General features: G+C 74.2%; 3 protein-coding genes. 1 reads left to right on the forward strand and 2 read right to left on the reverse strand.

The genetic code is table 11. The features are described 5' to 3' along the window. Positions 1-226 precede the first annotated feature (226 nt). Entirely contained in the window at positions 227-520 is a 294-nt protein-coding gene (locus tag ACL02O_RS33390; protein ID WP_412822174.1) for a hypothetical protein, read from the reverse strand. A gap of 589 nt (positions 521-1,109) precedes the next feature. Between ACL02O_RS33390 and ACL02O_RS33395 the strand changes: the two genes are divergently transcribed. Then, a complete protein-coding gene (locus tag ACL02O_RS33395; protein WP_412822175.1) occupies positions 1,110-3,848 on the forward strand; it encodes an Hsp70 family protein in 2,739 nt (912 codons plus the stop codon). A gap of 99 nt (positions 3,849-3,947) precedes the next feature. On the opposite strand, the gene ACL02O_RS33400 is transcribed toward ACL02O_RS33395, so the two are convergent. Beyond that, a complete protein-coding gene (locus ACL02O_RS33400) occupies positions 3,948-5,828 on the reverse strand; it encodes a propionyl-CoA synthetase (protein WP_412822176.1) in 1,881 nt (626 codons plus the stop codon). Between the last annotated feature and the right edge of the window lie 217 nt (positions 5,829-6,045).

Genomic DNA, 6,045 nt, shown 5'->3' on the forward strand with positions numbered 1-6,045 from the left:
GGCCATCGGGCACGGCAAGATTGTTTGGCCCCGCCCAGTAGAAGCGCAAGGGCGGAAGGTCCTCAGCGCTCCGAGGTGACCGCGCCTGCGCGACGGTCCGCATCTGGTCCGCAAGAGGTCGACGGGCAGCGGGGGAGTGGTGTGAGATGTCGAGAGGTGTTTCCGCTGCTAGGAGCCCATCCGGGCAGCTCGCCGGGTCGCCCATTTTGATCTCGTAATGCGTAGGTCACACCACCCGCAAGTCGAGGGCGCTCCCCGGCCGCAGGAACGTCTCCGTGAACCGCCATGCTCGTTCGTACACCGCGGCCTCCAAAGTGACCGTTTCGGTGCCGTCCAAGTCCAGCTCGACCGGCGAGCTGGCCTGCAAGCCCAGATGCACCCGCACTACATGTCGTCCCGGCTCTACCTCGAAGCGTTGGCTAGCCCCGCGCTTCAGGCGCGCCGTGACGTGCCCGTCAACCTTGATCTTCAGCCGTGCGATCACTGCGTCAAAGGGGCGATGGACGACGATGGTTGGCATGGGCTGCTCTGGGCCTCCCTCGACCGGACGTAGATCGAAGCATGCCATCATCATGGACACTGCGCAGGGAGGCATTGCCGAGAAGGTCGCTCAGCCGGTTCGGCGTGGAAGCCACCAGTGGGAACCACCAGGCCGAACCTACGGATCAGATCGGTGCGTGCCAGCCACGTGCCAGTAGTCGACGCCATCAACGGGCACGAGCGGGCGCCAGGCGTTACCCACGCCCCTCGCCTGAGCAGGCGTCTCGGGCATATCGGTGCGGTGATCTTCGTCCTTCCGAACTGACGGTGCGGGTTCGACAGGCCGCAGGGGCGCTCTGATGAGGCGGACTTGATCGGGACCTGGTACGGGGTCTCGACGGTCCACTGTGGGCGGATCGGATCGGGTACGCACGACGACCTCGTCGATCCTGCTCACCCGGAGTCTGATCCTGGGTTGGCGATCTCCGCAACCGCCGATCCCGGTCGCCGCACCGCACGTCGCCGGCGAGGTGGCCGGCACCGCGTGCTCGCGCCGGAGATCGACGCGCGGCGCGGGCTGCGTACGATGCGGGGCCGGGCATCCCCTCGTCGGGTGGAGGTAGGCACGGATGTCAGGCCAGCAGGACGGGTACGCCCTCGGCGTCGACCTCGGCACCTCGAACACCGTGGCCGTGCTGCGCTGGCCGGACGGGCGGACCCGCCCGCTGCTCGTGGACGGGCACCCGATCCTCCCGTCCGGGGTCTACGCCGACACCGAGGGTCGCCTGCACGTCGGGCGGGACGCCCAGCGGCTGGCCCAGGCCGACCCGACCCGGTACGAGGCGAACCCGAAGCGCCGGGTCGACGAGGAGACGGTCGAGCTGGGCGGGCGGGTGTACCGGCCGGCGGAGCTGCTGGCCGCGACGCTGCGCGCGGTCGCCGACGCGGCGCTGGCCGCGGTGGGCTTCCTGCCGCCGGCGGTGGTCACCCATCCGGCGGCGTGGGCCGCGCCGCGCCGGCAGGTGCTGCACGACGCGCTGGAGTTGGCCGGCTGGCCGGCGGCGGCCGAGCACACCCTGTCCGGCCCGATCGCGCCTGGCACCCGCCTGCTGCGCGAACCGGTGGCCGCCGCGCGCTACTACACCCAGGTGCTGCGCCGGCCGGTGCCGGTGGGCGGCTCCGTCGCGGTGTTCGACTTCGGCGGCGGCACCCTGGACGTCGCCGTGCTCCGCAACGAGGGGGCCGACCCGTGGGGCGACTCGGGTTTTCACCTGGTCGCCACCGGCGGGGTCGCCGACCTGGGCGGCCTGGACCTGGACGCGACGCTGCTGCGCCGGCTCGGCGAGCTGGTCGCCCCCGTGCACCCGCAGCGGTGGGCCCGGCTGACCGACCCGGGGAGCACCGCCGAGTGGCGGGAACGGCAGCAGCTCCGGGAGAACGTCCGCGGCGCGAAGGAGATGCTCTCCCGGGCCACGGTCGCCCCGGTCGCCGTACCCGGGGTGGAGGCGGCGGTGCCGCTCTCCCGGGAGGACCTGGAACGGCTCGCCGCGCCCCTGCTGGCCCGGGCGGTGGCGGAGACCCGGCAGGTGATCACCGCCGCAGGGCTGACCCCCGGGCAGCTCTCCGGTCTGTTCCTGGTCGGCGGGTCGACCCGGGTGCCGTTGGTGGCCCGGCTGCTCCACGCCGAGTTGGGGGTCGCCCCGACCGTCCTCGAACAGCCGGAACTGCCGGTGGCCGAAGGCGCGCTGACCGATCTTCCGTTGCCGCGGCGGGGTGCACGGCCCGGGCACGTGGTGCCGGCGCCGGCCGCACCGCACGGCACGCCGCAAGCGACGCCGGCCGGCCGGCCGGTGAGCGGCCCGCCGGCCGCGGGACCGTACGGCACGGCCCCGGACGGCGGCGCGACGGCCCCCGGCGGGGCCGCACCGGCCACCGGTCCGCACGGCACCCTGGTCGCCGACCCCGCCCCGCCGCAGCCCGCCCCGGCGCACGCCGCGGCCGACGCCCCGTCGGAATCCGGCCGGCGGGGCCGCTGGATCGCGCTGGGCGCGGGCCTCGTGGTGGCCGCCGTGGTGGCCGCGACGCTGCTCTGGGTGTTCCGGGACCGTCACCCGCCGCTGGACTTCCACACCCCGAAGCTGGTCGCCCTGGTGTCGACCGGCGACGAGCGGCCGGGTGAGATGTTCACCGCGACGCTCGCCGACCGCGCCTACCTGGCCTACCCGTTGCCCGACGACCACTTGAAGGTGGTGGCGGTCGACACCACCACGGGCAAGGAGCTCTGGCAGCGGCCGACCCGGGTGACCGCGGAGCGGTGGGCGGGGATCCGGGCGCTGCCCGGCGGGGTCGCCGTCTTCGCCGACGCGTCCGGCGACAGCACGCCCCGCCCGCTGGTGGTGCTCGACGGTGGTTCCGGCGTCCAGCGGTGGGACGTCAGCGTCCACGGCGACGACGAGGTCTACCTCAGCGCCCGGACGATGGTCTGGCTGGACCGGACCGGCCATCGACTGGTAGGGCTTCGGCTGGACGACGGCCGGGAGCAGTGGCATCAGGACAACCCACGCAACGAGTACGGCGACGCCCGGACAACGGTGCTGCCGGTGGGCACCGGCGAGGCGCTGGACGGTTCCGCGTACCCGGACGGCTCGCCACGGGCGCCCTGGTCGGGTGACGCCGACCGGCTGGTGCAGGTGGGCGCGGACCGGTCGGTGCGGGTCGTCGCGATGGACAGCGGGGAGATCCTGCGTACCCGGCCCAACGTCGCCGACGTCGACGATCTGGTGGCGGCCCGGGACGACCGGCTGTACGTGACCGAGGATGCCAAGGGTCTTCGGCTGCTCTCCTACGACCTGGGCAGCCTCGGCGTGCCCACTGTGCTGTACACCGCGCCGGAGGAGAACAGTCGGGCTAAGGCCCTGGTCACCTGCGGTGAGCACCGCGCCTGCCTGCTGGAGGTGCCGAGCTCGGGGGCGGACGGAACCCAGGTGGTGGCGGCCAGGGAGGGGGAGGGCAGCCGGCACTGGCCGGCCCCGCAGGCCGAGAAGCTGGTGCCGCTCGGCGCGCACCTGCTCGCCGAGCGGGACTCGCCGCGGGCCGCGGTGACCCTCTTCGACCCGGACGGCGCCGCCGTGCTGCGGGACCGGGACGGCGTGGCCGTCCGGTTGGACGCCGGGAACGTGCTGCTCTTCGCCGAGCCGCCGAGCAGCGTCGAGGACGACCGCAGCCTGGCCGGGATGTCGGTGGCCGCCGCCGAGCCGTTCGAGATGGGCGAGCTGAAGCAGATCCGCAGCAAGTCCTGCTCGTGGAGCACCCAGGTGATCGCCTGCGGCGCCGAGAAGGAGCTCAGGCTCTACCGGTTCGCCGGCTGAGTCCCCGACGCGGGCCCCGTCGCCCACGCCGCCGGCGCCCGGCCCGGAGATGGCACCCCGATCCGCGAGCCGGCGGGTCGCCCGCAGGCAGCGCCCGGATCAGTCGGTGGCCGCCAGGTCGCGGAAAGCGGCCAGGGTGGCCGGGTCGTCGATGGTGGCCGGCACCGGCTCGTCCCGCCCCTCGACCAGGCCGCGCATGGTCCGGCGGAGGATCTTGCCGGAGCGGGTCTTGGGCAGCGCCGGCACCACGGTCACCCGGCGGAACGCGGCCACCGGCCCGATCCGCTGCCGGACCAGTCCGACCAGCTCGGCGGCGAGGGTGTCCGGGTCGACCTCGGCGCCGGCCTTGAGCACCACGTACCCGCTGGGGACCTGGCCCTTGAGCGCGTCCGCCACCCCGATCACCGCGCACTCGGCGACCGCCGGATGGCCGGCCAGCACCTCCTCCATCGCCCCCGTGGAGAGCCGGTGCCCGGCCACGTTGATCACGTCATCGGTGCGGCCCATCACGTAGAGGTAGCCGTCGGCGTCGAACCGCCCGCCGTCGCCGGTCAGGTAGTAGCCGGGGAAGGTCGCCAGGTAGGAGCGGACGTACCGCTCGTCGTCGTTCCACAGGGTGGGTAGGCAGCCGGGCGGCAGGGGCAGCCGGATGACGATCGAGCCGTCGGTGCCGGCCGGCACCTCCCGGCCGCCGCCGTCGACCACCCGGACGTCGTACCCGGGGACCGGCACCGACGGGGAGCCCGGCTTGATCGGCAGCGGCTCCAGACCGCGCGGGTTGGCCGCCACCGGCCAGCCCGTCTCCGTCTGCCACCAGTTGTCCACCACCGGCACGCCGAGCCGCTCCCCCGCCCAGGCCCAGGTGTCCGGGTCGAGCCGTTCGCCGGCCAGGAAGAGGGTACGGAGGCCGGTCAGGTCGTACCCGGAGATGAGCGCGCCGTCCGGGTCCTGCCGGCGGATCGCCCGGATCGCGGTGGGCGCGGTGAACAGGGCGGCGACCCGGTGCTGCGCGACCACCCGCCAGAACGCGCCCGCGTCCGGGGTGCCGACCGGCTTGCCCTCGTAGAGCACGGTGGTCGCGCCGGTGAGCAGCGGCGCGTACACGATGTAGGAGTGGCCGACCACCCAGCCGACGTCGGAGGCGGCCCAGAAGACCTCGCCGGGCTCGATGCCGTAGACGTTCCGCATCGACCAGCGCAGCGCCACGGCGTGCCCGCCGTTGTCCCGCACCACGCCCTTCGGCCGGCCGGTGGTGCCGGAGGTGTAGAGGATGTAGAGCGGGTCGGTGGCGGCCACCGGCACGCAGCCGACCGGCTCGGCGCCGGCCATCGCCTCGTCCCAGGTGAGATCCCGGCCGGCGACGAGCGGGGCGGGCTCCTGCGACCGCTGCACGATCACGCAGCGTTCCGGGGCGTGGGTCGCCTCGTCCAGCGCGGCGGCGAGGATCGGGTGATACGGCACGACCCGGTCCACCTCGATGCCGCAGGAGGTGGCCACCACCACCTTCGGCTGCGCGTCGTCGATCCGCACGGCCAGCTCGTGCGCGGCGAAGCCCCCGAAGACCACCGAGTGCACCGCGCCGATCCGGGCGCAGGCCAGCATCGCGACCACCGCCTCCGGCACCATGGCCAGGTAGAGCAGCACCCGGTCGCCCCGGCCGACGCCGAGCCGACGCAACGCCCCGGCGAACCGGGCGGTCTCTGCCAGCAGTTCGGCGTAGGTGAGGGTGCGGACGGTGCCGGTGACCGGGCTGTCGTGGATCAGCGCGGGCTGGTCGCCCCGGCCGGCCGCGACGTGCCGGTCGAGCGCGTTGTGGCAGGTGTTCAGCTCCCCGTCCGGGAACCAGCGGTACAGCGGCGCCGCACCGTCGTCGAGGACCCGCTCCGGCACCCGGTACCAGTCGATGTCCGCCGTTGCCTCGCGCCAGAAGCCCTCCGGGTCGGCGATGCTCCGCTCGTACGCTGATCGATACGCACCCATCCCGTCATGCTCCGTGACGGAGCCGTCACGGCACGACGGCCGGCCGGGATCGGTGCGCCGGAAGCGCGCCCCGGCTCGCCGAACGGCCCGGACCGGCCGGTGGGCGGTCCGGGCCGTTCGGCGAGCCCACCGGGCGACGGATGAACCGCGCCGGGCCGGGTAATGCGACCGCCGTCCTGGTGGAGTGACGGCCGGCGTCGCGGCGTTCCGCGACCGG

This window comes from Micromonospora mangrovicola, from assembly GCF_047200535.1.
Classification (GTDB): Bacteria; Actinomycetota; Actinomycetes; order Mycobacteriales; family Micromonosporaceae; genus Micromonospora.